22 protein-coding genes and 2 pseudogenes are annotated in these 24,156 nt (G+C 64.6%); 14 read left to right on the top strand and 10 right to left on the bottom strand.

Annotated features, from left to right (window positions below):
• Positions 1–169 precede the first annotated feature (169 nt).
• The 7 genes and pseudogenes from ACNJYD_RS23015 to ACNJYD_RS22985 all read left to right on the top strand — a co-directional run.
• Positions 170–2,068 carry a potassium transporter Kup gene (locus ACNJYD_RS23015; protein WP_212257365.1) on the top strand — a complete coding sequence of 633 codons (1,899 nt, stop codon included), beginning with the start codon at positions 170–172 and terminating at the stop codon, positions 2,066–2,068.
• A 140-nt stretch (positions 2,069–2,208) separates the two neighbouring features.
• A pseudogene (locus ACNJYD_RS23010) lies at positions 2,209–4,136 on the top strand (potassium transporter Kup).
• 287 nt (positions 4,137–4,423) lie between these two features.
• Entirely contained in the window at positions 4,424–4,750 is a 327-nt protein-coding gene (locus tag ACNJYD_RS23005; protein WP_197946948.1) for a rhodanese-like domain-containing protein, read from the top strand.
• A 7-nt stretch (positions 4,751–4,757) separates the two neighbouring features.
• On the top strand, positions 4,758–5,939 hold the full coding sequence (locus ACNJYD_RS23000) for an aminotransferase (protein ID WP_439363378.1): 1,182 nt from the start codon (positions 4,758–4,760) through the stop codon (positions 5,937–5,939).
• Between the two features lie 6 nt (positions 5,940–5,945).
• Entirely contained in the window at positions 5,946–7,052 is a 1,107-nt protein-coding gene (locus ACNJYD_RS22995) for a polyamine ABC transporter substrate-binding protein (RefSeq protein ID WP_439363377.1), read from the top strand.
• 80 nt (positions 7,053–7,132) lie between these two features.
• Positions 7,133–7,363, top strand: coding sequence for a DUF433 domain-containing protein (locus tag ACNJYD_RS22990; protein ID WP_172788106.1), 231 nt, complete (start codon positions 7,133–7,135; stop codon positions 7,361–7,363).
• A gap of 63 nt (positions 7,364–7,426) precedes the next feature.
• Positions 7,427–7,720 (top strand): annotated as a pseudogene (locus ACNJYD_RS22985) (DUF5615 family PIN-like protein); the annotation flags it as partial.
• Between the two features lie 9 nt (positions 7,721–7,729).
• Here the strand turns inward: ACNJYD_RS22985 and ACNJYD_RS22980 are convergent.
• The 6 genes from ACNJYD_RS22980 to ACNJYD_RS22955 form a co-directional block, all read right to left on the bottom strand.
• Positions 7,730–8,662, bottom strand: coding sequence for a lipid A biosynthesis lauroyl acyltransferase (locus ACNJYD_RS22980; protein ID WP_212257370.1), 933 nt, complete (start codon positions 8,660–8,662; stop codon positions 7,730–7,732).
• A gap of 8 nt (positions 8,663–8,670) precedes the next feature.
• Complete coding sequence (locus ACNJYD_RS22975) at positions 8,671–9,948, bottom strand: beta-ketoacyl-ACP synthase (RefSeq protein ID WP_439363376.1); 1,278 nt, start codon at positions 9,946–9,948, stop codon at positions 8,671–8,673.
• A 21-nt stretch (positions 9,949–9,969) separates the two neighbouring features.
• Positions 9,970–11,172 (bottom strand): beta-ketoacyl-ACP synthase, encoded by a 1,203-nt coding sequence (locus ACNJYD_RS22970; RefSeq protein WP_172788109.1) that lies wholly within the window; start codon positions 11,170–11,172, stop codon positions 9,970–9,972.
• Positions 11,169–11,639: a 3-hydroxyacyl-ACP dehydratase FabZ family protein gene (locus ACNJYD_RS22965; RefSeq protein WP_172788110.1), complete on the bottom strand. Its 471-nt coding sequence runs from the start codon at positions 11,637–11,639 to the stop codon at positions 11,169–11,171. The genes ACNJYD_RS22970 and ACNJYD_RS22965 overlap by 4 nt, the downstream gene beginning before the upstream one ends.
• 10 nt (positions 11,640–11,649) lie before the next feature.
• The gene (locus ACNJYD_RS22960) at positions 11,650–11,937 is read right to left on the bottom strand and encodes an acyl carrier protein (protein WP_007592476.1); all 288 of its coding nucleotides are present in this window, start codon (positions 11,935–11,937) and stop codon (positions 11,650–11,652) included.
• Between the two features lie 234 nt (positions 11,938–12,171).
• The gene (locus tag ACNJYD_RS22955) at positions 12,172–12,513 is read right to left on the bottom strand and encodes a hypothetical protein (RefSeq protein ID WP_172788111.1); all 342 of its coding nucleotides are present in this window, start codon (positions 12,511–12,513) and stop codon (positions 12,172–12,174) included.
• 312 nt (positions 12,514–12,825) lie between these two features.
• Between ACNJYD_RS22955 and ACNJYD_RS22950 the strand changes: the two genes are divergently transcribed.
• The gene (locus tag ACNJYD_RS22950) at positions 12,826–13,455 is read left to right on the top strand and encodes a ParB-like protein (protein WP_172788112.1); all 630 of its coding nucleotides are present in this window, start codon (positions 12,826–12,828) and stop codon (positions 13,453–13,455) included.
• 10 nt (positions 13,456–13,465) lie between these two features.
• On the opposite strand, the gene ACNJYD_RS22945 is transcribed toward ACNJYD_RS22950, so the two are convergent.
• Positions 13,466–13,621 carry a hypothetical protein gene (locus ACNJYD_RS22945; protein ID WP_439363375.1) on the bottom strand — a complete coding sequence of 52 codons (156 nt, stop codon included), beginning with the start codon at positions 13,619–13,621 and terminating at the stop codon, positions 13,466–13,468.
• A 263-nt stretch (positions 13,622–13,884) separates the two neighbouring features.
• Here ACNJYD_RS22945 and ACNJYD_RS22940 point away from each other — a divergent pair, with 263 nt between their 5' ends.
• From ACNJYD_RS22940 to ACNJYD_RS22920, 5 genes are all read left to right on the top strand, one after another.
• Complete coding sequence (locus tag ACNJYD_RS22940; protein WP_439363374.1) at positions 13,885–14,028, top strand: hypothetical protein; 144 nt, start codon at positions 13,885–13,887, stop codon at positions 14,026–14,028.
• Positions 14,029–14,241: 213 nt separating this feature from the next.
• Positions 14,242–14,409, top strand: a complete 168-nt coding sequence (locus tag ACNJYD_RS22935) for a hypothetical protein (RefSeq protein ID WP_167361653.1) — start codon at positions 14,242–14,244, stop codon at positions 14,407–14,409.
• On the top strand, positions 14,406–16,958 hold the full coding sequence (locus tag ACNJYD_RS22930; protein ID WP_439363373.1) for an HAD-IC family P-type ATPase: 2,553 nt from the start codon (positions 14,406–14,408) through the stop codon (positions 16,956–16,958). Before ACNJYD_RS22935 ends, ACNJYD_RS22930 begins: the two co-directional genes overlap by 4 nt.
• Positions 16,959–17,506: 548 nt before the next feature.
• Positions 17,507–19,474 (top strand): TonB-dependent siderophore receptor, encoded by a 1,968-nt coding sequence (locus ACNJYD_RS22925; protein WP_439363372.1) that lies wholly within the window; start codon positions 17,507–17,509, stop codon positions 19,472–19,474.
• Positions 19,475–19,482: 8 nt separating this feature from the next.
• Positions 19,483–20,625 carry a PepSY-associated TM helix domain-containing protein gene (locus ACNJYD_RS22920; protein ID WP_439363371.1) on the top strand — a complete coding sequence of 381 codons (1,143 nt, stop codon included), beginning with the start codon at positions 19,483–19,485 and terminating at the stop codon, positions 20,623–20,625.
• Between the two features lie 252 nt (positions 20,626–20,877).
• On the opposite strand, the gene ACNJYD_RS22915 is transcribed toward ACNJYD_RS22920, so the two are convergent.
• The 3 genes from ACNJYD_RS22915 to ACNJYD_RS22905 all read right to left on the bottom strand — a co-directional run bounded on the left by ACNJYD_RS22915 (position 20,878) and on the right by ACNJYD_RS22905 (position 23,770).
• Positions 20,878–21,372, bottom strand: a complete 495-nt coding sequence (locus ACNJYD_RS22915; protein ID WP_260383274.1) for an MgtC/SapB family protein — start codon at positions 21,370–21,372, stop codon at positions 20,878–20,880.
• A 10-nt stretch (positions 21,373–21,382) separates the two neighbouring features.
• Positions 21,383–21,964, bottom strand: coding sequence for a peroxidase-related enzyme (locus ACNJYD_RS22910; protein WP_439363370.1), 582 nt, complete (start codon positions 21,962–21,964; stop codon positions 21,383–21,385).
• A 213-nt stretch (positions 21,965–22,177) separates the two neighbouring features.
• Positions 22,178–23,770 (bottom strand): ATP-binding protein, encoded by a 1,593-nt coding sequence (locus ACNJYD_RS22905; RefSeq protein WP_246708867.1) that lies wholly within the window; start codon positions 23,768–23,770, stop codon positions 22,178–22,180.
• Here ACNJYD_RS22905 and ACNJYD_RS22900 point away from each other — a divergent pair.
• Entirely contained in the window at positions 23,763–23,987 is a 225-nt protein-coding gene (locus ACNJYD_RS22900; RefSeq protein ID WP_246708868.1) for a hypothetical protein, read from the top strand. The two genes, ACNJYD_RS22905 and ACNJYD_RS22900, sit on opposite strands and share 8 nt — an antisense overlap.
• Positions 23,988–24,156: the final 169 nt, after the last annotated feature.

Below are 24,156 nucleotides of genomic sequence, written 5' to 3'. Positions count from 1 at the left end.
TCTTGCGCTACCATCTTACCTGAGGCATGTCGTCGCGCTGGCGATGAACGTTGCAGCCGCGTCACAGCTTCTGTCCCTGCGCCTGCTAAGGTGATGGGCGATTGACAGGCGCGGCGGAAGCGTCAAAAGGCGCCGGATCAAAATCAGGGACGAAGCGTTTTCCATCCTCATGACGGCGAGCATCACATCGACTGAGACCCACGAAGGGCCGGTCAAGTCGGGCTTTTGGTCCCTTACGCTCGGGAGCATCGGCGTCGTCTTCGGCGATATCGGCACTTCGCCGCTCTACGCATTCCACGAGGCGGTCAAGGCCGCGGCCCATGGCGAGCCGGTCTCGCGCGTCATCGTACTGGGCGTCCTATCGTTGATTCTGTGGGCGCTTCTGATCGTCGTCACCGCCAAATACGTCCTCTTGCTGCTGCGCGCCGACAATAACGGGGAGGGCGGCACGCTGTCGCTGATGGCACTCGGCCAGCGCGCGCTCGGGCGGCGAAGCTGGGTTCTGCTTGCGCTCGGCGTGATCGGCGCCTCGATGTTCATCGGCGATTCCATGATCACGCCGGCGATCTCGGTGCTCTCGGCGGTGGAAGGTCTGAAGCTCGCAACCCCCGCGCTCGAGCACTATGTCGTGCCGGTCACCGTCCTCATTCTGGTGCTGCTGTTTGCGGTCCAGAGCAAGGGGACCGCGCTGGTCGCCTCGGCCTTCGGGCCGGTGATGGTGATCTGGTTCACCGTCATCGCGGTCATGGGGGCGGTCCATATCGCCGACGACCCCTCGGTGCTGGCGGCCATCAATCCCTATTACGCGGTGCAGTTCGTGCTGTCGCACGGCACGATCGGCCTCGTGACCCTCGGTGCCGTGTTCCTGGCGGTGACGGGGGGCGAGGCGCTCTACGCCGATCTCGGCCATTTCGGCCGCAAGCCGATCCAGTCGGCCTGGATGTTCTTCGTGCTGCCCGCGCTCCTGATCAACTATTTCGGGCAGGGTGCGCTGGTGCTGTCCGATCCCAGCGCGATCCAGCATTCCTTCTATCGCATGGTGCCCGACAAGCTGGTGCTGCCGCTGGTCGGGCTCGCGACGGCCGCCACCGTGATCGCGAGCCAGGCGGTAATCACGGGCGCCTATTCGCTGGTCTATCAGGCCGTGCAGCTCGGCCTCCTGCCGCGTTTCGAGGTGCGCTACACCTCCGAATCCCATGCCGGCCAGATCTATCTGCCGCGCGTGAACCGGCTGCTGCTGATCGGCGTGATGCTGCTGGTGCTGCTGTTCCACACCCCCAGCAATCTGGCCTCGGCCTACGGCATTGCGGTTTCAACCACCATGGTGGCCGACGGCATCATGGGCTTCGTCGTGATCTGGAAGCTGTGGAACTGGCGTGCGGCGGCGGCTGCGGCGGTGATCATCCCCTTCGTCGTCGTCGATTTGAGCTTCTTCAGCGCCAATCTGCTCAAGCTGCTCGAAGGCGCCTGGGTGCCGCTGCTGTTCGGCATCGTCATGGCGGGGACGATCTGGACCTGGCGCAAGGGCTCCGGAATCCTGGTCCAGAAGACGCGGCGGATCGAGGTGCCGCTGGACGATCTGATCCGCAGCCTGGAGAAGCGGCCGCCACACATCGTCAAGGGCACCGCGGTGTTCCTGACCAGCGATCCCTCGTTCGTGCCGACCGCGCTCCTGCACAATCTCAAGCACAACAAGGTGCTGCACGAACACAACGTGATCCTGACCATCGAGACCGCGCAGACGCCCCGGGTCGATCTGTCGGAGCGGTTCAGGATGGAGAAGATCAGCGACAAGTTCTCCAAGGTCCGCCTGCGCTTCGGCTTCATGGAGCAGCCGAACGTGCCCAAGGCGCTCGCGATCGCGCGCAAGCAGGGCTGGCAGTTCGACATCATGTCGACGTCGTTCTTCGTGTCGCGACGATCGCTGAAGGCCTCGGCGCAGTCGGGCATGCCGCTCTGGCAGGATCATCTGTTCATCGCGCTGAGTCGGTCGGCCAACGATGCCACCGACTACTTCCAGATCCCCACCGGCCGGGTGGTGGAAGTCGGAACTCAGGTCACCATCTAGAATGCAACGGGTGCAGCCATGCATATCTGCATGGCCATGGCCCAGAATCGGGCTAGGCTATGCCGGTGGCGCAGGACTATAAGCCGCGCGCTCTTCCGCCATTGTGCAGTGAAGCATTCTAGAGGCCACTGGGCTCTCCCATGACAAGCGACATAGCAGTTCCCGCCCCGGAAACGGTGGCGGCTAATGGGCATGGCGATGCCCACACCACCGCCCGTTTCGGCGCGCTGACGCTCGGCAGTATCGGCGTTGTCTACGGCGATATCGGCACCAGCCCGCTCTACGCGTTCCGCGAGGCCGTGATGGCCGCCTCGGGCGCGGAGGGGTTGCCGACGCCGGCAGCCGTGCTCGGCGTGGTGTCCCTGATCCTGTGGGCCCTCATCGTGGTGGTGACGCTCAAATACGTCGTGATCCTGCTGCGCGCCGACAATAATGGCGAGGGCGGCACGCTGGCGCTGATGGCGCTGGCCCAGCGGGCGGTTGGCACCGGTGGGGCGACCATCGTGCTGCTCGGCGTCATTTCCGGAGCTTTGTTCTACGGCGATGCCGTGATCACGCCGGCGCTCTCGGTGCTGTCGGCGATCGAGGGCATGAAGGACGTCACGCTGAGGTTCGAGCCCTACATCGTTCCGCTGACGGTGGTGATTCTGGTCTGCCTATTCGCCGTGCAGTCCCGCGGCACGGCGCGCGTTGCCGCCTTTTTCGGCCCGATCATGTGCGTCTGGTTCGCAGTCCTCGCGGCCGCAGCGATCCATCCGATCATCCAGCAGCCGCAGGTGCTGTACGCGCTGAACCCGCTCTACGCCGTGAACTTCATGCTGCACCATGGCATCATCGGCTTCGTGACGCTGGGCGCGGTGTTCCTGGCCGTGACCGGCGCCGAGGCGCTCTATGCCGATCTCGGCCATTTCGGCAAGCGGCCGATCCAGACCGCCTGGCTGTTCATCGTGCTGCCCTCGCTGGCGCTGAATTATCTGGGGCAGGGTGCGCTGGTGCTCGGGGATCCCGGCGCGATCGTGAGCCCGTTCTTCCAGCTGTTCCCGCAAGGCTTCTTCCGCGGCTGCATGGTCGTGCTGGCGACCATGGCGACCGTCATCGCGAGCCAGGCCGTCATCACCGGGGCCTATTCGCTGACGCGCCAGGCGATCCAGCTCGGGCTGCTGCCGCGATTCGAAATCGCCATACGTCGGAAGCCCATTCCGGCCAGATCTTCATTCCGCGCATCAACCAGCTGCTGCTGGTCGCGGTGGTGCTGCTGGTGCTGCTGTTCCGCTCGTCCAGTGCGCTGGCGTCCGCCTACGGCATCTCCGTCACCGGGACCATGGTGGTCACGGCCATGATGGGCTTCGTCGTGGTCTGGAAGGGCTGGCGCTGGTCTGGGCTCGCCGCCGGCGCGCTGATTGCGCCGTTCCTGTTTCTCGACCTGACCTTCCTGACCGCGAACCTGTTGAAGGTGTTCGAGGGCGGCTGGGTGCCGCTGGCCCTCGGTGCGGTCATGATCATCCTGATGTACACATGGCGGCGCGGCAGCCGGCTTTTGTTCGAGAAATCGCGCAAGCTCGAGTTCCCGCTCGCCGATCTCGTGGCGATGCTGGAGAAGCGGCCGCCGCAGCGCGTGCCTGGCACCGCGGTGTTCCTGACCTCGGATCCGCTCAGCGCGCCGACCGCGCTGATGCATAGTCTGAAACACTACAAGGTGCTGCACGAGAAGAACGTCATTCTCACCATCGAGACCGCGCAGACCCCGCGGATCGATCCGGCGGAGCGGGTGAAGCTGGAGCAGATCTCACCGACCTTCTCCAAGGTGACGCTGAAGTTCGGCTTCATGGAATCCCCGAACGTGCCGAAGGCGCTGGCGATCGCCCGCAAGCTCGGCTGGCAGTTCGACATCATGTCGACCTCGTTCTTCCTGTCGCGCAGGGCGCTCAAGCCGGCCGCCCATTCCGGCATGCCGCGCTGGCAGGACCGGCTGTTCATCTCGCTCAGCCGCTCCGCCAACGACGCCACCGACTATTTCCAGATCCCTTCCGGCCGCGTGGTCGAAGTCGGAACACAGGTGACGATCTAGCTCAACACTGTCGTCGCCCGGCTTGACCGGGCGATCCAGTATTCCAGAGGCCGGCGTTGAAGAGTTCGCTCTCGCCGCATCCGCCGCGGCGTACTGGATCCCCCGCCTTCGCGGGGGATGACATCGAGTGTGAGCCCCGAAAGCCGGACTTCAAGTCGCTGCGATTTAGCTTTAACTTGCGCCGCGCGGCCCAAGCCTTTGTGGCGCTTGATTTTCGTCTCCCGAGAGGCGAGGTTGCCGCCGGCCGGGATCGCCCCGGCATGCGGCCCGCGACGTTGGAGGATGATGTGGCAAATCAAGTGCAGGATCTGACCCCGGACGAGGTCGCCAAGGGTGTCGCGGAAGGGCGCTATCTCCTGGTCGACGTCCGTGAGCCGAACGAGGTCGAGGCCGAGGCCTATCCTTACGGCGTCGTGGTTCCGCTCTCGACCTTCGATCCCAAGGCGATCCCCGATCCCCAAGGCAAGGAGGTCGTGTTCGCCTGCCGCTCAGGCAAGCGTTCGGTGACGGCCTCGCTGGCGGCACAGGCGGCGGGCCTGCCTTACGACAAGCATCTGGCCGGCGGCATGCTGGGCTGGAAGGCGGCGGGGCTTCCCAGCAAGGTCGGTGGCTAACCGCGCAATGACGACCAAGAGCTCTTCGCTGAACAAGGTCTTCGCCGACCTTCCCGTCACCATCTTCGAGGCGATGTCGCAGGCCGCGCGCGACAACAATGCCATCAATCTCGGCCAGGGATTTCCTGACGATCCCGGCCCCGAGGATATCCGCCGCGCCGCGGCCGAGGCCTCGCTGAACGGCTACAACCAGTACCCGTCGATGATGGGCCTGCCGGAGCTGCGCCAGGCGATCGCGACCCATTACGGCCACTGGCACGGCCTCAAGCTCGACCCGATGAGCGAGGTGATGGTCACATCAGGCGGCACCGAGGCGCTGACCTCGGCGATCCTCGCGGTGGTCAGGCCCGGCGACGAGGTGGTCTGCTTCCAGCCGGTCTATGATTCCTATCTGCCGATCATCCGCCAGGCCGGCGGCATTCCGCGCCTGGTTCGGCTGGAGCCGCCGCACTGGCGGCTGAATGAGGACATGCTGAAAAGCGTGTTCAATTCAAAGACCAAGGCGGTGCTGTTCAACAATCCCTTGAATCCTTCGGCGGTGGTCTATCCGCGCGAGGACCTCGAGCTGCTGGCACGCTACTGCCAGGAGTTCGACGTCATCGCGATCTGCGACGAGGTCTGGGAGCACGTCACCTTCGACGAGCACAAGCACATCCCGCTGATCACCATCCCCGGCATGCGCGAGCGCACCATCAAGGTCGGCTCGGCCGGCAAGATTTTCTCGCTGACGGGCTGGAAGATCGGCTTCGTCTGCGCCGCGCCACAGCTCTTGCGCGTTGCCGCCAAGGTGCACCAGTTCCTGACCTTCACCACCGCGCCGAACCTGCAGGCCGCGGTGGCCTACGGCCTCGGCAAGTCCGACGACTACTTCCTGTCGATGCGCAAGGATTTGACGCGGAGCAGGGACCGCCTGACCAAGGGCCTGGAGAGCCTCGGCTTCCCCGTGCTGAAGTCGCAAGGTACCTACTTCCTCACCGTCGACCTGTCGCCGCTCGGGCTCAACGAAAGCGACACCGAGTTCTGCTGGCGCATCGTGAAGGACTACAAGGTGGCCGCCATTCCGGTCTCGGCGTTCTACGAGCAGGACCCGGTGACCTCGGTGGTACGCTTCTGCTTTGCCAAGAAGGACGAGACGCTGGACACCGCGCTGGAGCGGCTGTCGGACGCGGTGCGTGGACGCAAGAGGTAGATCGAGATGACGAACGTCGGCCGCTCCGGGATTGGTTTCGCGATCGCCGCGGCACTGACGTTGCTCTCCGCTCCCGCGGGGGCCGAGGAGCGGGTCGTCAACTTCTACAACTGGTCCAACTACATGGCGCCTGACGTCCTGGAGGCCTTCACCAAGGAGACCGGCATCAAGGTGGTCTACGACACCTTCGACGCCAACGAGACGCTGGAGACGCGCCTGATGGCCGGCAAGTCCGGCTATGACGTCGTGGTGCCCACCGCCTATTTCCTGCAGCGCCAGATCAAGGCCAACATCTTCCAGAAGTTCGACAAGTCGAAGCTGCCGAACCTTAGCCATGCTTGGCCGGTGGTGACGCAGCGCCTCGCCACCTACGATCCCGGCAACGTCTACGCCGCCAACTACATGTGGGGCACGACGGGCATCGGCTACAACGTCGCCAAGGTGAAGCAGATCCTCGGGGCGGACGCGAAGATCGACAGCTGGGACATCGTCTTCAAGCCGGAGAACCTGGCAAAATTCAAAGACTGCGGCGTGCACATGCTGGACTCCGCCGACGACATCTTCCCGGCGGCGCTGAGCTGGCTCGGGCTCGATCCGAACTCGACCAAGCAGGCCGACCTCGAGAAAGCTGCCGACGCCGTGGCAAAAGTCCGACCGTCGGTGCGGAAGTTTCACTCGTCCGAATATTTGAGCGCGCTCGCCACCGGCGAGATCTGTTTCGTGGTCGGCTGGTCCGGCGACATCATGCAGGCCCGTGCCCGCGCGGCGGAGGCCAAGAGCGGCGTCGAGATCGGCTACACCATTCCGAAGGAGGGCGCGCAGATGTTCTTCGACAATCTCGCGATCCCTGCGGATGCGAAGAACGTCAAAGAGGCCTACGAGCTGATCAACTATCTCTACCGCCCCGACGTCGCCGCCAAGAACTCGGACTTTTTGTCCTACGCCAACGGCAACCTCGCCAGCCAGAAGCTGGTCGACCCGAAGATCCTGAACGACAAGAACATCTATCCGGACGAGGCGACGCTCGCAAAACTGTTCGTCATCACGGCGCGCGAGCCGGCGACCCAGCGGATCATCAACCGTCTTTGGACGAAGGTGAAGACGGGGCGGTAGGGCAGATGGGTTCCAAATTCGCTGTGCGGCGGGAATTGGTGTACTATCTGCTTCAGATTGAACGAACTAGGCCTTGAGCAATGACCGATCATTCTCGCATCTCGCTCGCACCTGATGTCCTTGCTGGCAAGCCCGTGATTAGTGGGACCCGCATTGCGGTCGAGTTCATCATCGGATTGATGGCAGACGGTTGGAGCGAAGCCGACATTTTGGCCAACTATCCAGGCCTTTCGCGCGAGGACATTCTCGCGTGTCTGGCTTACGCACGCGATTCCCTTAGCGGCGAACGGGTTCACCCGACCGCAGCTTGAGATCGTTTTCTCGCGGACGAGAATTTTCCTGGCTCCGCCGTCGATGCACTTCGTGCATCAGGTCACGACGTCATCTGGATCAGAGCTTCGGCGCCTGGTAGCAGCGATCGCGAAGTATTGGCGCAGGCGTCGCACGAACAACGGATCCAAATCACCTTTGATAAGGACTTTGGGGAGTTGGCTAAAGCGTCGTCGCTCCCGACCGCATGCGGTATCGTATTGTTGCGCATCCCACCGTCGGCACCCGGGCGGATTGGCAAGGTGCTCGCCGACCTGATCTTGGCCCGTGACGATTGGGCGGGCCATTTTTCTGTGATCGAGCCTGGCCGAGTCCGAATGCGGCCGCTGAGCAAATAGCGCCAGCGTCTACCGCCACCTTCTATGCAGCCACAGCCACTGCTCGGGATGCTCGCGCACCCAGCTTTCCACCACGCTGGTGATCGCCTGCGTCGTGCCCTGGATGTCGATCCTGCCGTCGGCATCGCGCACCGGCTGGATCTCTTCGGTGAGCTCGCCGCGGAAGCGGCCGTCGGGCAGGCGGATGATGCGCACGCCGTGGATCGGGCATTCGACCTGGCGCAAGAGGCGCGCCAGCATCGGATTGGCGCGGGTCTTGCGGCCGAAGAACGTGACCTCGACGCCAGCGGTGAGATACTGGTCGATCAGCATGGCGACGTGCTTGCCGTCCTTCAGCGCCTGCGCGAGCCGCAGCGGCGCCTCGCGGCCGGCCGGAATCAGCGTGCCCATGTTGACCTGGCGCATCTCCTGGATGATGCGATCGGCCGAGGCGATGTTCGGGCGGCGATAGAGGATTGCGGTGTCCAGTCCATGCGCGACCGCGGCGAGCGCCGGCAATTCCCAGTTCGCAAGATGCGCGGCGAAGATCAGCGCCGGCTTGCCGTCGTCGCGGATCTGGTCGAACAGCTCGATGCTGCGCGGGGAAATCTCGATTCGACTCTTCTCCGGGGCATCGCGCTCGTAATTCCAGACCTGGTCGATATGGGCGAACTCGGCGCCGACGCGGCCGAGATTGTCCCAGACGCCCATCAGGATCCGTTCGATCTCCTCCGGTGACTTCTCGGGGAAGGCGGCGGCGAGGTTGGCGCGGCCGATGCGGTGCTCGCGCAGGCGCGGTCCGATCAGCTTCACGGCACGCGCGAAAAAGTCCGAGGTCTTGGCCGGATCGAAATAGCGCGTGGTGCGCAGCATCGCGACGGTCGCGGCGCCGATCAGGCTGCCGCCGAGCGATTTGGCAGCCTCCCGCGCGCGGGCCTTCGTGCTCGCAGGAAGCAGCCTCATGCGTCCGGTCAGGCCGGTTCGCGGGTCAGGATCAGCGAAGCGTTCTGGCCGCCGAAGCCGAACGAGTTCGACATCACCGCAGTGACGCGGGCATCGCGCGCCTTGTTGCCGACGACGTTGAACAGGATCGTGGGATCCGGATTGTCGTAGTTGATCGTCGGCGGAATGCGCTGATGCTCGAGCGTGAGCAGCGAGAAGATCGCCTCGACCGCGCCGGCGGCCGAGATGGTGTGGCCGACCATCGACTTGTTGGAGGTGACCGGAATCTTCTGCGCGAGCTCGCCGAACACCGCCGACGTCGTGTTGAACTCCATCTTGTCGTTCTCGGGCGTCGCGGTGCCGTGCGCGTTGATGTGGTCGATCTGGTCCGGCGCCATGCCGGCGTCGGCCAGCGTCTTGTTCATGCAGCCGATGATCGGCTTGCCGTCGGGCGAGGAGCGGGTGCGATGGAAGGAATCCGTGAGCTCGCCGCAGCCGGCAATCACGCCGAGAATCTTTGCGCCGCGCGCGGTGGCGGCTTCATAGCTTTCAAGCACGAGCGCGCCGGCGCCTTCGGCCATGACAAAACCGTCGCGGTTCTTGGAGAAGGGACGGGAGGCCGCCTGCGGCGGGTCGTTCTGGGTCGACAGCGCCGACAGCAGCGAGAAGCGCACCAGCGCTTCCGGGTTGACGGTGCCGTCGGTCGCGACGCACAGCGCCGCATCGGTCTCGCCGCGGCGGATCGCCTCGACGCCGAGCTGGATCGAGGTGGCTCCGGACGCGCAGGCCGTCGACAGCGAGATCGGCGAGCCCTTGGTGCCGAAGGTCTCGGCGAGAGAGGCGGCAACCGAGCCGAACATGAAGCGATGATGATAGGCGCTGAACTTGCCGCCGCCGGAGATGCGGAGCAGATCGTCGTAGCTGATGTCTTGCTGGCCGACGGCGCGACCGAGCTCGCGACGCTGCGGCCATTCGACCTCGACCGGTGCAACCGCGAGGAAAAGCGGACCCGGGAAATCGGCCTTGGCGCCGATGCCGGCCTGCTCCAGCGCTTCCTGCGTCACCAGCTCGGCCATCCGCTCGGACAGGGCGGTGGAGGAGAACGGATCGGCGCTGACGAAATCGACGGTGCCGGCCATCGTGGTCTTGAGGCCGTCGACCGGAAAACGCGTGATGGTGCGGATGCCGGATTCGCCGGCGACGAGCTTCGCCCAATTGTCGGATTTGCCGGCACCGAGCGAGGTCATGATGCCCATGCCGGTGACGACGACGACGGGACGCCCGAGTTTGTCGCGTGGTGCAGTCATGTCGATCCCCGCTTGAGCTGGTTAAACCGCCTCGACCAGCGCCATGCCTTCGCCGCGCCAGTGTCCGGCTCCCACCACCACGATCTGGGTGGGCGCGCCTTGCATTTCAATCTCGGTCCCCGTGGAATCATTCGGTGGGAACAGCGCGCCGCGCGAGATCGACAGTGCGGCGAGGGCGATGCCGAGCGGAAATTGCGTTTCCATGGCATGGCCGAACACCGTGCCGGTCGAGCGCACCGGAAAGTCGGCATGGCTCTTCAGGAAGTCGCGCTCGTCCGAGGTCGCGGGCTCCGCGCCGGTCGCCCCGGTGATGATCGCGCCCTTGCCCTCGCGCCTGGGCAGCTTGGCCCACAGCTTCTCGAGTGTCGCGGTCATGTCGCCGGGCTGTTTGCGTTTGGCGAGGTCTGCGACGACGCTCGACAGCTTTGCGAACGGCTTGGCGCCGCGCGCTTCCGCATGGGCCTTCGATTCCAGCACCAGGAAGGCGCCGGCCGAGCCCAGCGCGAAGCCGGGATGGTCCTTGCGCGCCCACACGGGCGCGAACTTGTCCTTCAGGTTGAAGTCGCCGAATTCGTAGAGGACGAGCAAGTCCTTGCGTTCGCCATTGTGCGAGCCGCCGACCAGCGCGATGTCGCTTTCGCCCGAGGCGATGCGCGCGAGCGCGATGCGGGCGGCATCCGCGCCGGCGACCTCTTCGCCCATGAAGGTGCGCGAGGTGCCTCCTAAGCCGTGCACGATGGCGATGTTGCCGGCGAGCAGGTTGGAGAGCTGGGCCAGGAACAGCGTCGGCCTGAGATCGCTCATCAGCCGCTCGTTGAGGAAGCCCGGCGCGTTGGCGCCCTTGGCCTCGGCGGTGAGAATGCCGCTGTCCACGTTGATGTCGCGCTCGCCGCCGCCGGCGGCGACGACCATGTCGATCTTCGACAGGATGTCCTTGTTGCCTTTGATGCCGGCGGAATCCAGCGCAAGACCGGCGGCGTAGGTGCCGATGCGCTGCCAGGCTTCCATCTGGCGCTGGTCGCCCTTCTTCGGAATCTGGCTGTCGAAGGATACGGGCATCAAGGGATGCACGATGTAGGGCGCAAAGACCTTCTCGTCGACATTGATGCGCTTCTCAGAAAGCGCGGCCCAGTTGGCGTCGAGGCCCTCGCCGAGCGAGGTGGCGAGCCCAATGCCGGTGATCCAGACCTCGGTCTGGCCGGGCCTCGAAGCGGTGTTAGTCATTGCGATAGGACCTGTTGCGGAAACCCGACGCGCTCGGCGACCTTCGCCATGTATCCGCGCATATCCGCATTGGGGAAGGGGATCAACGTGAAGGTGAGCGCGGAATTGGCGCGCAGCTTGCCGCCGACCCGGATCTTGGCCTCGGTCATGGCATAGCCGGAGCCTTCATGGGTGAGGCTCGCCTCGATGCTCATAAGGTCGCCCGGGAAGACCGAGCCGCGGACCTTGGCCTCCTTCACGGCGGCCAGGATCGGCATGCGTTCGAACCTGAAAACGCCGAGTTGAAGCCAGCCCGAGGCCTGCGCCATCGATTCGATCAGGAGCACGCCGGGCATCAAGGGATAACCGGGGAAGTGCCCCTCGAAAATGGTGCTTTCCTGCGGGACCTGCGCTTCGACGACGATCGTCTTCTCGTCGACCTTGAGGTCGACGATGCGATCGATCATGTGGAAGTATTCGAGTTGCATGACTGCGCCCTTAGGCGCTCGCGCCCTTGGCCGCAACCAGTTCGTCGATGCGGGCGCACAGGTTCTTCAGCACGAAATATTGCTCGGTGGTCGCCTTGCCGTCGTTGACCTCCTGAGTCCACTTCTCCAGCGGCAGCTTGATGCCGAACTGCTTGTCGATCGCAAAAGCGATATCGAGGAAATCGAGGCTGTCGATGCCGAGGTCATCGATGGCATGACTATCCGGCGTGATCGTGTCGCGCGGGATGTCGCAGGTTTCAGCGATGATCGTGGCGACCTGATCGAATGTGGAGGACATCACTAAGCCTTTGATATATTGCAGGTATTTGTCAGATTGTCCAGAGTGGCACGGTGGCTGGGCATCGCGCCCCTGATGACGCCCTCAAATCCCCCTCTGGCCGGGTCGAAAGCCCGTATATCGGAGCGCCGCCCTGAGTTCAATGGAGCCGGGCAGGCCCCGGGGGACAGCAACGGACGGGGCTGGGGATGCCGGCTGGGACCCTTCCGCCGCGAGGTCCGCGCCGGGCCGGTCCTAAATGTGCGGTGTCGTGATCTTGACGCAGTCGCGGCGGCCCATCAGCACGCAATCCTGAGTCCGGCGCAGGTCGGCGATGCTGACCGCGAGCCAGATCCCGATCGCGGTCAGCGCGATGGTGAAGGCGAGCGCCGCGATATTGGCAAGCATGCGCTGGCGGAAATTATCGGGCTCGGCGCGCGGCTGCTCGTAGCGCGACAGGTCCAGCCGTTCGGGCGTGGCGCGCAGCGGCTGCACGCTGGCATCGCCGCGCTGGACCCTTGGGGAAGGCGGGGTGCGCGGCCTGAACTGGAGCACCCGGTGCTCCTCATCAGAGCTTATGGGCCGCTGGTTGTTCATGGGGCGGGGATCACTCCGAAGCAGCAATTTAGATAGCATAGGTGAGGCACGCGTTGCAGAAAAACTTCTCAATGCCCGCGTGTATTCGTGCGTTCGTACCATTTGTGCACGGGCCGGTGTGCAGCGATCTGGAAACCGGCCGCCGCGCCCGTGGCGTTGCGCTGCAATGCGGGCACAGCGACACCGTCCTTCGTCCGATCGGTATCGACTTGTGATCTGCGCGTGCTTCGAACGGATTTTGCCGCCCTGGGGCCCATGGCATAGTCGCGGGAACCCGAACCGCTAGTTGCATCCATCCGAGGGGCTTCGATCATGACCACGACCAATGCGCGCGAGCCGAGAGTGCATCCGGTTCCGATCCTGTCGCTCCGGCCGACGCAGATGACGGTCGGCATGCGCGAGGTCAAGGAGAAGCGGAAGCGCTGGCGCGAGCATGACAAGAAGAAGCAGGCGGATCTGCTCGGCAAGCACATGATCCCCGTCGTTTACGGCCCCGATGCACGTTACTACGTGATCGACCATCATCACCTCGGCCGCGCGCTGCACGATGAAGGCGTCAAGGAGGTGCTGGTGACCATCGTGGGCGACCTCAGGATGGTGGAGCGCGAGGCCTTCTGGGGCGTCATGGACAACAAGCGCTGGGTCTATCCTTACGATGCCAAGGGTGAGCGGCGGTCGTTCCGCGACCTGCCGAAATCGGTCGCCGACTTGAAGGACGATCCATTCCGCAGCCTTGCCGGCGAATTGCGCCGGATGGGCGGCTTCGCCAAGGACACGACGCCATTCTCCGAATTCCTGTGGGCCGATTTCCTGCGCCGGCAGGTCTCGCGCAAGGCGGTGGAGGCCGATTTCGACAAGGCGCTCGAGAAGGCGATGGCCGCCGCCAGAAGCAAGAATGCGATCTATCTGCCCGGCTGGTGCGGCCCGCTGGACGACGATTAACGGTATCTCGTTAGTCGCGCTGGAAGATCCTGGCGCCGGGGTAGGCGCGGCGGGCGTAAGTGACCACCAGCGCGCGGTCCTGGGTGTCCAGGAACGGCGTTCGGATCTGGGACGATCCGACGATGAGGTGCCACAGGCCATTGAGCTTCTTGATCACGATCTTCATTTGCGTAGTCCTCGATGACTCCCATTCCAGCGAATGTTGCTTGTCGCCGCAGTGCCTGGAATTGCGGTCGCGGATACGAAATTCCCAACACGGCCGGCGCTCCGCAACACGTCGACCCTTGTTAGTTGGTTACGGAATGCCCCCAGATAAGCCGGATCTCATCACAGCCGCTTGAGCGAAATCAATTTCCGCGCCCACGACACCGTCCTGAAACAGAGCCGTCCCATTTCTATGGGGTAGTCGAGCTCACACAGGAGGCGAACATGCGCCGTCTGGCTTTCATAGTTGCCGTGCTCGCGGTCGCTTCGGCGGGAATCTCTGCATCCTTTGCCGCAGTCCACCACGCCAAGACGTTGACGTTCGCGGAGCGCTTTGCTCCGGCGCTCGAGTTGATGGCGAAGCGCTAGCGGCATAGCGCCGCGCAGCCGTGAGCGCGGCTGCGCGCTGCCAGGTGGACATCACGTCGCACCTGCCGGCAGATGATGGCCGGGCCAGGCTTGACCTGTCGCAAAGGTGCCTCGCCCTGACCGGCTAAGGTCTGCCTGCATGGTTGCAGAGATAGCGTTGTGCCCCGATGCCGGGCCCGGGCTCCAAGTCATGCAGATTTTGGAGGCACGGCCATGAGCGTCATCTTTCGCATCCTCTTTGTCCTCGCCGGCGCGATCACGGCGCTGTTCGTCGCGCGTGATGCGCTGAATTTCACCATCATCCAGACCTTCGTCGCCGTCCTGCTCGCGACCGCAATCGTCGGTGCCGGCAGCTTCTGGAGCCTGCGGCGGAAACCGTGAGCGAGACGGAACGCCGCAGTTCGGCCGGCCTGAGCGAAACCGAGGCCCGGGCGAAGCTCGCGGCAGACGGCCCCAACGAATTGCCTCGGCCGGAACGACGCAGTCCCCTGCGCATCGTGGTGGAAGTGCTGCGCGAGCCGATGCTCCTGCTGCTGCTTTGCGGCGGGCTGATCTATCTCGTGCTCGGCGATCTCAAGGAGGCGCTGATCCTGCTGGCTTTCGGGGCGATGTCCATCGTGATCACGGTGGTGCAGGAGACCCGGACCGAGCGCGTGCTGGAAGCCTTGCGTGACCTGACCAGCCCGCGGGCGCTGGTGGTGCGCGACGGGGTGCGCCGGCGCATTGCCGGCCGCGAGGTCGTGCAGGGCGACCTTCTCGTCCTCGGTGAAGGCGATCGCGTCCCCGCCGACGCCGCGCTCGTCGAGGCGCGGGACCTGCAGATCGACGAGTCCCTGCTGACCGGCGAGTCGATGCCCGTCCGCAAGAAGACGGCCGACAAGGTCACCGAGGCCGGTCACCGGCCCGGCGGCGAGGATCAGCCATTCGTGTATTCCGGTTCGCTCGTCGTGCGCGGCGAGGGGCTGGCGCTGGTCGAGGCCACTGGGCCGCGCAGCGAGATCGGGAAGATCGGGCTGTCGCTTCGCGGCCTGCAGGCCGAGCCGCCGCGGCTTCAGCAACAGACCGCAAGGCTGGTGCGGCTCTGCTTTCTCGGCGGCGCCATCATCAGCCTGGCCGCGATTGTGCTCTACGGCGTCTCGCGCGGCGACTGGCTGCAGGCGCTGCTCGCAGGCGTCGCCATCGGCATGTCGATGCTTCCGGAAGAATTTGGCGTCGTGCTCACGGTGTTCATGGCCATGGGCGCGTGGCGGATTTCGCAGGCTCGTGTCCTGACGCGGCGAGCCGCCGCCATCGAGGTCCTCGGCTCGGCGACAGTCCTGTGCACCGACAAGACTGGGACGCTGACGCAGAACCAGATGTCGGTCGCCGAGCTGCGGCTGCGCGACGGCGCGCGCCTGCGTGCGGAGGCGTCCGGACCGGATCAGGTCGGGCCCGAATTCGCCGAGCTGGCGCGCTGCGGGGCGCTGGCAAGCTCTCCGGAGCCGTTCGATCCGATGGAGAAGGCGCTGCACGCGTTCGCGCGTAACGTCCTGCGGGACGGAGACGCGATGGATGGCGAGCGGACGCTGGTGCGTACCTATGGTCTGCGCCCCGAGCTGCTCGCCATGACCCAGGTTTGGCGGACATCCGCAGCGGCGGATCTCATCGCATGCGCCAAGGGCGCGCCGGAAGCGATTGCGCGGCTGTGCAGGCTGAACGAGGCCGATCGGGAGGCCGTGCAAGCTGCCGTCGGGGCCATGGCGAAGGACGGGCTTCGCGTGCTGGGGATGGCGGTTGCCGCGTGTGATGACACTTCCCTGCCGGCATCCCAGGAGGCTTTCGTATTTCGCCTCGTTGGCCTGGTCGGACTCGCGGATCCGTTGCGGCCTCACGTTCCGGAGGCGGTTCGCGAATGCCGTTCGGCCGGCATCCGCGTCGTCATGATCACGGGCGACTATCCGGCGACCGCTCTGGCGATTGCCGGGCAAGCCGGGCTCGACGTCAATGAGGTCGTGACCGGGGAGCAGATCATGCTCGCTGACGACACCGAGCTCGAGGCACTCGTCAGGAAGGTGAACGTCTTCGCGCGGGTTCTGCCGGAGCAGAAGCTGCGGATCGTGCAGGCGCTGAAGCGCGGCGGCGAGATCGTTGCGATGACGGGCGACGGCGTCAACGACGCGCCGTCGCTGAAGGCCGCCCATATCGGGATCGCGATGGGGGGCCGCGGCACCGACGTCGCCCGCGAGGCATCCTCGATCGTCCTGCTCGACGACGATTTCAGCTCCATCGTCGCATCCATCCGCCTCGGACGCCGGATCTACGACAATCTGCGCAAGGCCATGGCCTTCATCTTCGCGGTTCACGTGCCGATCGCGGGTCTTGCGCTGCTTCCCCTGGTGTTTGGGCTGCCGCTGGTGCTCGGCCCGGTTCACATCGCCTTTCTGGAGCTGATCATCGATCCCGTCTGCTCGCTGGTGTTCGAAGCCGAGCGCGAGGAGCGCGACGTCATGAAGCGTCCGCCGCGGCGTGCCGATGCGGAGCTGTTCTCGTGGCCCCTGATCGCCTGGAGCGTCCTGCAGGGCGCGGTGGCCTTCGCCTTGATCGCGGTGATCTTCGTCGCAGCGCTTCGTTCCGGGCTTCCGCCCGATGAGGCTCGCACCCTCGCATTCATTGCGCTCGTCGTCTGCGTCCTCGCGCTGGTGCTGGTCAATCGATCCTTCAGCGCATCCTTCTTGTCTGCCTTCTTCCGTCCAAACGCGGTATTGCTCTGGATATTCCTCGCGATTGCGCTTGTCCTCGCCGCAGCCCTGTTCTGGCCGCCGGCCTCCGGTCTCTTTCGCTTCGGTCCGCTGCATCTTGACGATTTGATGATCACGCTCGGCGCTGGACTATTGGTGCTCACGGCGCTCGAACTGCTGAAGCCGTTTTGGGGCCGGCGGTTACGATTCTAGATCGTGACGCGGCAGCCGGGCCATGCGCCGAGCGCGACGAGTCGACGTCCGGAAATCATGCAGGTCGCGGAAGACGCATGCGAGATGCCGACGTCATTTCATTAGAACGGATCCAGTCTACATAGATTCTACGACGCGAACGTCCGAAACACTTTGATTGTGCGCTCGGAGTCTCTGCATGGTCGTTCCCGAAAGTTCGGGGACTGGGAATGCTGGAATTGGTGTTTGACGCACGCGCAACGAAGCGCGGGCGCGTGTCGATGTTGTGCGGTCTTGTCGCGCTTCCTTCCGCCATCGCCTTCGGCCAAGACGCGCAGGCTCAGAGCGCGAGCGGGGCATCGGTTCTTCCTCCCGTCGTGGTCGAGCAAAGCCGCCCGAGCAAGCGCCAGGTCACCACACCGCGCAACTCGCGATCTGCGGGCGCCCGCCAGACGCGATCGCGTGCGGCAGGACAGGCAGTCCAAGCAGCTTCCCAGCCGGCTGCCGCTGCGGCGGAACGCGGTACCGATCCGGTGAGGGGGTTTGTACCCGTCGTCAGCTCGGCTGCGATGAAGTCCGACGTACCGATCCTGGAGACACCGCAATCCGTTTCCGTCGTCAGCCGCGACCAGCTCGATGCGCGCTCGGTCACGACACTGGTCGAAGGATTGCAGTATGTCGCAGGTCTCGCCATCCAGCCCGGCGGCAAGGATCCGCGCTTCGACAACGTTTACATCCGCGGCTTCGACAACAACGGCTACGGCGCCTATCGCGACGGGCTTCGCGAGGTCGGCGATCCCGCCTTCTTGTCGCTGTTCCGCAACGAGCCCTACGGCTTCGAGCGCATCGACGTCATCAAGGGTCCGAGCTCCGTCATGTACGGGCAGGGGGCGCCGGGCGGTCTTGTCGACGTCATCAGCAAGCGCCCGCCCGACAAGGCCTTCGGCGAGATCGTCGGTCAGTTCGGCAATTACGATCGGTTTCAGGGGGCCTTCGATTTCGGCGGGCCCGCGACCAACGATGGGACGCTGCTCTATCGGTTGACCGGTGTGTTCCGGGATTCCGATGCGCAGATCGCCAATTTCTCGAATTTCGTGAAGGACAACCGGACCTATATCGCGCCCGCCGTGACCTGGAAGCCGACCAACGATACCACGCTGACCATCCTCGCCGACTACACGCACGATGTGACCGGCAACGCCTTTCCGCTGTCGATGGCGCATCTGAGCGGCGGTAAGGTCACCGGCATCACCGCACTGCCGCTGTTCCTCGGTGACCCCAGCTACAATAGGTTCGACCAGGAGCAGGAGCGCATCGGCTATCAGTTCGAGCACCGCTTCAACAACGATCTGATCTTCGAATCGAAGGCTCGCTACGGCCACACCGAGCTCGATTATCGCTATCTGACGTTCATCGGAACCCCGCTCGATACGGCCACGGTCTTTCCGCGTCGCGCGATGCGCATCCAGGAGCAAGTCGATACCCTGTCGACCGACAACCACCTGATCAGCAAGTTCGGCACGGGGCCGCTTCAGCACACGGTGGTCTCCGGCGTCGACTATCTGACGTTCAACATGACGGACCGGACCTATTCCGGAAATGCGCCGCCGCTCAGCAAGATCAATCCGGTCTACGACCAAGCCATCGCGGCTCCGACTGCGCTCGTCACCCCCTCGGCGAACCAGACAATCGATCAGGTCGGCGTCTATGTGCAGGACCAGATGAAGATCCAGAACTGGATCTTTACATTGGGCGGCCGCTACGATGTCTCCGAACAGAACACCTACGCCTTGGCGACCAACAAGACGACCGACACCAAGGACACGGCCTTCACCAAGCGCGGAGCGGTCTCGTACGTGTTCGATTCCGGAGTGGCGCCGTATTACAGCTATTCGGAATCGTTCCTGCCGACGCCGGGCACGGATTTTGCGGGGAATCCGTTCAAGCCGACGACGGCGCAGCAGCACGAGCTCGGCGTGAAGTACCAGCCGTCGCGGACCCTGCTGATGACGTTGGCGCTCTATGATTTGACGCGGCAAAACTCGCTCACGAGCGATCCATCGCATCTCGGCTTCTCGGTCCAGCTCGGCGAGGTGAATTCGCGCGGCATCGAGTTCGAGACGCTGGCGCAGATCATGCCCGGACTGAACCTCGTGGCCACCTACACCAACCAGGATGTGAAGGTGACGCAAACCACCACCGCCGCCGATCTCGGCAAGGTGCCGACGCTGGTGGCCCGCCAGATGGCATCGGCCTATCTCGACTACACGGTCCAGGGCGGGACATGGGACGGCTGGGGGTTGGGCGGCGGCGTCCGCTACAACGGGCCGACCTTCGCCGACACCACCAACACCATCGTCAACGAGGGCTACGTCGTGTTCGATGCGGGCCTGCATTATCGCCAGCCCAAGGGTGTCAACCTCGCGCTGAACGTAAAGAACATCGCCGATCGCGTCACCGTTGCGTGCACCACGAATGGCGGTTGCCAATACACCAGCCCGCGCACCATCACGGGCACGGTCAGCTATCGCTGGTAAGGATCGCCATGGTTCAGGCCCGCACGATCCGGCTCTGGTCCCGCATTCACACCTGGACCTCGCTCGTGTGCATGCTGTTCCTGCTGATGCTGTGCGTGACGGGACTTCCGTTGGTCTTTCACGACGAGATCGACGATCTGCTCGAGGACGAGATCTCGGCGCCCGCGATGCCGGAAGGAACGCCGCGTCTGTCGCTCGACCGGATGATCGCGGCGGCGCAAGCGCGTTTTCCCGGTCAGTATGTCCTGCTGCTCAATCTCAAGCAGACCGAGCCACTCGTGACTGTGGCCGTTTCTCCGACCGCTGTCCCGGCGCCGGGCAACTTCCATCGCCTGACGTTCGATGCGCGAACGGCCGAAATGCTCGGCGAAGAAGCCCCGCATCAGGACGTCATGGATATCGTGCTGCGGATACACAAGGACATGTTCGCAGGGCTCCCCGGCGAGCTGTTTCTCGGGGCGATGGGACTCGTGTTCGCCGTGTCGATCATCTCCGGCATCGTTGTCTATTGGCCGTTCATGCGGCGGCTGGATTTCGGGACGATCCGTCGGCGGTCGTCGCCCCGGCTCAAATGGCTCGACACCCATAATCTCCTCGGCATCGTCACGTTGACGTGGACGTTGGTGGTCGGTCTCACCGGCATGATCAACACGCTGGCGACGCCGTTGTTCGACCTGTGGCGGGCGCAGCTCATCCCCGTCTTGCTGGCGCCTCATCTGGGCAAGCCCGTGGCTCCGATCCCTTCGGTTCAAGCCGCCGTCGAGCTTGTCCGCACCAGATTTCCGGATCGCCTCGTCACCTCGGTGACGATGCCGACCGCGGCGCGTTTCGGCAGCCCGCAGCACCTCGTGGTCTGGACCAAGGGAGCGACGCCCTTCACGGCGCGCATGCTTCAGCCGATGCTGGTCGATGCCAATGACGGCAAGACGATCGTGGCGCCCGAGGTGCCGTGGTATCTGAAGACGCTTCAGGTCTCGCGTCCGCTGCATTTCGGCGATTACGGCGGGCTTCCGTTGAAGATCGTTTGGGCGGTTCTCGACATCATGACGATCATCGTTCTCGTCAGCGGAATCTATCTCTGGGCGGCAAGGCGAAAGCCGTCGGTCCGCAAGCCGCTGCGCCCAGAGCGGACCGCGGCAGTCGGTGTCTGATCCCATGCGTCGTTCCGTGTCCAAGGCGGACGCTCAGAATCTGGCCCGGCACCACAGAAGCGTGTGGGACGTGTTCCGGGCGCCGCTCCTGGTCGGCTTGGTCTGCGCCGTGGGGCTGGGTCTGGCGCTCGTCGGAGATGGGATCTGGGACGGCCTGTCGTGGTTGGCTCTTTCGCTGCCGGTTGGGCTTGCGGCGTTCTACTGGCACCGCGCAGGCCGCCGGCGCTGACAGCGAATCCGCCGAACCGACGGTTATCGGTGCTGCTCTTCCGGGGCGCCTTCGACCTCATGCGCCTCGTCCTTGCCGCCAAGCATGCGATGCAGCCGGCGCTCGAGGCGGCGGCCGATCGTCAGCAGGACGAAGGCCAGCGCAAGGGCGACGATGACGATCCTCCACTGTCCGGCGCCGCAGACGATGCCGAGGCAGGCGGCAAGGAAAGTGCAGGCGGCGCTGGTGAGGCCCCGAACGCGAAACCCCGTGCTTTGGTGCACGATGACGCCAGCACCGAGAAAGCCGATGCCCGTGAGGATGCCCTGGATGACACGGCTGGCGGCGTCGACGACCCTGGCAGGTTCGGCGAGCTGCAGCGCGAGCAGAACCACGCTCGCGGTGGAGAGACCGACGATGCCGAGCGTCTTCAGCCCGATCGGCTTGCCGTGCAGGTCGCGGTTGAGGCCGATCGCGCCGCCGGCGAGCGTCGCTGTGCCGAGGCGCAGCAGGGTTTCGGGCCAATCGAGCTCGGTCATGGCGCCTCGATCATGTCTTCGGCAGGCGGCCCATCACATAGAACTCCTCGTTCGGCCGCATGCCCGTGAAATTCGCCAGCCGGTTCGACAGCGCGAAGAAGGCGGAGATCGCGGCGATGTCCCAGATGTCGTCGTCGCTGAAGCCGTGCGGCGCGAGCGCGGCGAAATCGTCCTCCGAAATCCGCTGCGCGTCAGCCGAGACCTTCATGGCAAAATCGAGCATCGCCTTCTGCCGCGGCGTGATGTCGGCCTTGCGGTAGTTGATCGCGACCTGGTCGGCGATCAGCGGGTTCTTGGCGCGGATGCGCAGGATCGCGCCATGGGCGATCACGCAATATTGGCACTGGTTCGCCGCCGACGTCGCCACCACGATCATCTCGCGCTCGGCCTTGGTGAGGCCGCCGTCCTTCTCCATCAGCGCATCGTGATAGGCGAAGAAGGCGCGGAACTCGTCGGGGCGGTAGGCCAGCGTCAGGAACACGTTCGGCACGAAGCCGCTCTTCTCCTGCACGGCGAGGAGGCGCGTGCGGATGTCGTCGGGCAGCGTGTCGAGGGCGGGGGCGGGAAAGCGTTGCGCGGCTGTCTTTGTCATGGGCATGGTTCCGGCTTTTAGGCGGGAACCATAGTCGATGCGGAAGGCGGGCTCAACGTGCCAGCCGTTCTGGCCGCGACGAACGTGCGAGTTATGAGCGACGCTCCATCCGCCGTCATTGCGAGCGCAGCGAAGCCGTCCAGAAATCCCTCCGCGGAAAGACTCTGGCTTGCTTCGCTGCGCTCGCAGTGACGGGGTGGAGAGAGCTTTGCCTTACCGCAGCGGCTTCTTCAGCAGCGAGAAGCGGTCCGGGTCGAGGCCCATCGACGGCTGCAGCATCGGCGCTTCGACGCTGGACATGGTCTTCGCCGGCGGCGCCGAGAACACGGGGTCGTTCGGTACGTCGCGCTGCGATGTGGCGCCGCGCCAGCGTTCGAGCACGGCGCTGACGAAATGCATGTCGTGACCGGAGGTGACCGACGGCACGCTGGAGATGGTGGCCTCGCCGCGCGGCAATTGGTGCGGCGGCACTTCCTTGAAGCGCAGGCGGGTCGGCAGCGCCACGCCTTCGCCGAACGCCAGCACCTCGCGGGTGCCGAGCGACGGAACGAAGGAGAGCAGATTCGCGGCGGCATCCGACACCGCGGCGCGCAGCAGCGCCTGGTCGCGGTCGTTGGCGAGGCGCATCGTGAACAGCGTGTTGCACTGGGAGATGATGGTGGCGTCGAGCTCGGCGGGGCGCTGGGTGATGAGGCCGAGATAGACGCCGTATTTGCGGCCTTCCTTGGCGATGCGCGACACCGCCTTGCGGGTCGGGCCGAAGCCGATGTTGCGGTCGGCGGAGGCATAGCGGTGAGCCTCCTCGCAGACGAACAGCAGCGGCGAGACGCCGTCGCTCCACAGGCCGAAGTCGAAGGCCATGCGGCAGAGCACGGACACGACCGAATCGATCACCTCGGCCGGGAAGCCGGCGAGCTGCATCACGGTCATCGGCTTGCCGTTGGCGGGCAGGCGGAACAGATGGCTGATCACCTCGGCCATGGTGTCGCCGCCGACATTGGCGTTGTCGAACATGAAGGCGTAGCGCGGGTCGTTGCGTACCGCCTCGATGCGCGAGATCAGCTTGTGATAGATGATGCGCGAGGAGCGGTTCTCGAGCTTGCCCATGCGCTCGTCGATCAGCGACAGCAGGTCGACCAGGCGATAGGGCACCGGCGTATCGACGGTGTAGCCGATCTGCTTGGGATCGATGCGCTTGAGGCCGATGCGGTCGGCGTTCTGGTACTGGGTGTAGACGCCCTTGGCGAGCGGAATCACCTCGGCCAGGATGTCGAGCTCCTCGGGCACGCCGGCGCGGCCGCCGAACAGCACGTCGACGATTTCCTCGAAATTGAACAGCCAGAACGGCAGCTTCAGGTTCCGCGGGTTGAGCACCAGCGCGCGGTCGCCGAAGCAGCGGCCATATTCGTTGTGCACGTCGAGCAGGAAGATGCGCAGGTTCGGCCGCGCCTTCAGGATCTCGTTGAGCAGCAGCGAGACGCCGGTCGATTTACCGACGCCGGTCGATCCGAGCACGGCAAAATGCTTGGACAGCATTTCCTCGACGTCGACATAGGCGATGACCGAGCGGTCCTGCTGGAGGAAGCCGACATTGATCTGGTCCGAGCCGGTCGGCGCGTAGATCGTGCGCAGCTCCTGGCTGGTGATCAGGTCGACGGCATCGCCGATGGTCGGATAATTGGTGACGCCGCGCTGGAATTTGGCCTTGTCCGCGGCATTGAGGATCTCGCCGAGCAGGTCGACCGAGGCGATCGCGATGTAATTGTCCGAGCCTGACAGGTTCTCGCAGGAGACCTCCGTGATCATCGCAACGATGACCGAACTGCTGCAACGGATGCTGACGAAGCGTCCGACGGTGGCCCGCACCTCCGAGATCGGCATCCGGCTTTCCGCCAGAAGCCCGACCCGGGCGAGCGATCCGCGAACCGAAATCACGCGTCCAAAGGATGTCACGATGAATGAACCTGGCAAGAGCAAGGGATTTGCCCGGACTATGCCCGGCCGTCGCTGCACAAACGGTTAAACGGCGGGCGCGCCCGCTCCGTTAAATCCGTGGTAATTCGGTCCGGAGACTTGTCGCCGATGGCTGCTCATGGCTGGAATCGCCGGGAAAATACTGCATTTCCGGGCCTTTAGGGCGAGATGGTCCTTAAGGAAAAGTTTACCATTCGAGCAGGCCCTTTCGTCCGGCG

It is taken from the genome of Bradyrhizobium sp. SPXBL-02 (genome assembly GCF_051853065.1).
Taxonomy (GTDB): Bacteria; Pseudomonadota; Alphaproteobacteria; order Rhizobiales; family Xanthobacteraceae; genus Bradyrhizobium.
This window is presented reverse-complemented; position numbering and strand designations above follow the sequence as displayed.

Excerpts from the sequence above, each read along its gene's own strand:
- ACNJYD_RS23015 (WP_212257365.1), top strand. The coding sequence starts at position 170 with ATGACGGCGAGCATCACATCGACTGAGACCCACGAAGGGCCGGTCAAG.
- ACNJYD_RS23000 (WP_439363378.1), top strand. The coding sequence starts at position 4,758 with ATGACGACCAAGAGCTCTTCGCTGAACAAGGTCTTCGCCGACCTTCCC.
- ACNJYD_RS22995 (WP_439363377.1), top strand. The coding sequence starts at position 5,946 with ATGACGAACGTCGGCCGCTCCGGGATTGGTTTCGCGATCGCCGCGGCA.
- ACNJYD_RS22990 (WP_172788106.1), top strand. The coding sequence starts at position 7,133 with ATGACCGATCATTCTCGCATCTCGCTCGCACCTGATGTCCTTGCTGGC.
- ACNJYD_RS22980 (WP_212257370.1), bottom strand. The coding sequence starts at position 8,662 with ATGAGGCTGCTTCCTGCGAGCACGAAGGCCCGCGCGCGGGAGGCTGCC.
- ACNJYD_RS22975 (WP_439363376.1), bottom strand. The coding sequence starts at position 9,948 with ATGACTGCACCACGCGACAAACTCGGGCGTCCCGTCGTCGTCGTCACC.
- ACNJYD_RS22970 (WP_172788109.1), bottom strand. The coding sequence starts at position 11,172 with ATGACTAACACCGCTTCGAGGCCCGGCCAGACCGAGGTCTGGATCACC.
- ACNJYD_RS22965 (WP_172788110.1), bottom strand. The coding sequence starts at position 11,639 with ATGCAACTCGAATACTTCCACATGATCGATCGCATCGTCGACCTCAAG.
- ACNJYD_RS22960 (WP_007592476.1), bottom strand. The coding sequence starts at position 11,937 with ATGTCCTCCACATTCGATCAGGTCGCCACGATCATCGCTGAAACCTGC.
- ACNJYD_RS22955 (WP_172788111.1), bottom strand. The coding sequence starts at position 12,513 with ATGAACAACCAGCGGCCCATAAGCTCTGATGAGGAGCACCGGGTGCTC.
- ACNJYD_RS22950 (WP_172788112.1), top strand. The coding sequence starts at position 12,826 with ATGACCACGACCAATGCGCGCGAGCCGAGAGTGCATCCGGTTCCGATC.
- ACNJYD_RS22945 (WP_439363375.1), bottom strand. The coding sequence starts at position 13,621 with ATGAAGATCGTGATCAAGAAGCTCAATGGCCTGTGGCACCTCATCGTC.
- ACNJYD_RS22940 (WP_439363374.1), top strand. The coding sequence starts at position 13,885 with ATGCGCCGTCTGGCTTTCATAGTTGCCGTGCTCGCGGTCGCTTCGGCG.
- ACNJYD_RS22935 (WP_167361653.1), top strand. The coding sequence starts at position 14,242 with ATGAGCGTCATCTTTCGCATCCTCTTTGTCCTCGCCGGCGCGATCACG.
- ACNJYD_RS22925 (WP_439363372.1), top strand. The coding sequence starts at position 17,507 with ATGAAGTCCGACGTACCGATCCTGGAGACACCGCAATCCGTTTCCGTC.
- ACNJYD_RS22920 (WP_439363371.1), top strand. The coding sequence starts at position 19,483 with ATGGTTCAGGCCCGCACGATCCGGCTCTGGTCCCGCATTCACACCTGG.
- ACNJYD_RS22915 (WP_260383274.1), bottom strand. The coding sequence starts at position 21,372 with ATGACCGAGCTCGATTGGCCCGAAACCCTGCTGCGCCTCGGCACAGCG.
- ACNJYD_RS22910 (WP_439363370.1), bottom strand. The coding sequence starts at position 21,964 with ATGACAAAGACAGCCGCGCAACGCTTTCCCGCCCCCGCCCTCGACACG.
- ACNJYD_RS22905 (WP_246708867.1), bottom strand. The coding sequence starts at position 23,770 with ATGATCACGGAGGTCTCCTGCGAGAACCTGTCAGGCTCGGACAATTAC.